The organism is Microvirga sp. P5_D2, from assembly GCF_054049475.1.
In genome coordinates, this window is the sequence record NZ_JBFUMH010000397.1 from 1 (window position 1) to 762 (window position 762).

Here is a 762-nt window from a genome sequence, read left to right on the forward strand (position 1 = left end):
TGGCCTTTGCGCAAGTGCGCGGCGATGGTGCGGGCGGTATTCTCCACATAGGAGAGATCCGGCTCGCGGTGCTTTGTTAGGGGCGTCGGCACGCAGATGAGGATGGCGTCGGGCTCGCCGAGGCGGGCGAAATCGGTCGTGGCCTCGAGCCGCCTCTCCGCAACCGCCTCTTTGATGGGAGCCTCGGGGATGTGCCGGATATAGCTCTCGCCCCGGTTGAGGCGCTCGACGTAAGACGCGTTGATATCGAAGCCGAGCACCGTGAACCCGGCCTTGGCGGCGGTCAGCGCCAGCGGCAGGCCCACATAGCCGAGCCCGATGATGCCGATTTTTGCCTGACGCTTCGTGAAGCGCTCCAGCAGGGATGCGACATCGGCAGGAGCATTCAGCAGTTGTTCGGCTGGCATCGGAGGCCCTCTCAGCTTCTTATCCCGCTGTATCAGGAGTCATTACGTAGGTCAGCAGCTTGGCGGCACAACTTGCCGCAACGTCAACTGAAGATGCCCAAAAACCTTGCCAGCGCCCTCGCCTCGCGCCAAAAGGCGGCATGCTCCACGTGAATGACCTCACCTACCGCATCGGCGACCGCCTCATCCTCGACCATGCCACCTTCAACCTGCCCGACGGCGCGAAGGTCGGGCTCGTCGGGCGCAACGGCGCGGGCAAGACCACCCTGTTCAAGATCATCCAGGGCGATCTGCCCACGGAGAGCGGTGGCATCACCGTGCCCCGCGGCATGCGGATCGGCGCCGTGGCCCAGGA

The 762-nt window shown here is 64.6% G+C and carries 2 protein-coding genes; one reads left to right on the forward strand and one right to left on the reverse strand.

The genetic code is table 11. The features are described from left to right. On the reverse strand, nt 1-407 hold a 407-nt coding region (locus tag ACXJKO_RS31920; RefSeq protein WP_457095001.1), incomplete at its 3' end, for an NAD(P)-binding domain-containing protein. A gap of 140 nt (nt 408-547) precedes the next feature. Between ACXJKO_RS31920 and ACXJKO_RS31925 the strand changes: the two genes are divergently transcribed. Then, on the forward strand, nt 548-762 hold a 215-nt coding region (locus ACXJKO_RS31925), incomplete at its 3' end, for an ATP-binding cassette domain-containing protein (RefSeq protein WP_457095002.1).